The following is a 326-nucleotide window of genomic DNA, read 5'->3' on the forward strand; positions in this document are numbered from 1 at the left end:
CGCGACTTCAAGACCGACGACCTCGCGGCGTCCCGACAGCTGGAGTCCGCGCTGCGCAGGCGCGCGGACGAGGCCACGGACGTCGAACGCGCCACGGCGCTGGCGATGCTGGTCGAGCTGACCACCGCCCTGGGCGACCACGCGGAGGCGGCGGACCGGCGCGACCGGCTCAGGGAGATCGAACTGACCGAGCAGGAGCGGAGCGTGGTCGAGGCGGAGCTGCGCAACGCCGAGGACCTGCGCCCGCTGGTTGGGTGAGGAACCGTCCTAGGCGCGGGGGTCGGCCGCCGAGCGGACGGGAACCGCCGCCGGAACGGCGGGGCGGG

At 75.5% G+C, this 326-nt stretch carries 1 pseudogene; it reads left to right on the forward strand.

Annotation, left to right across the window (positions count from 1 at the left end):
* Window positions 1-258, forward strand: a pseudogene (locus D471_RS40040) (glyoxalase); the annotation flags it as partial.
* Window positions 259-326: the final 68 nt, after the last annotated feature.

The organism is Nocardiopsis lucentensis DSM 44048 (genome assembly GCF_000341125.1).
GTDB lineage: Bacteria > Actinomycetota > Actinomycetes > Streptosporangiales > Streptosporangiaceae > Nocardiopsis > Nocardiopsis lucentensis.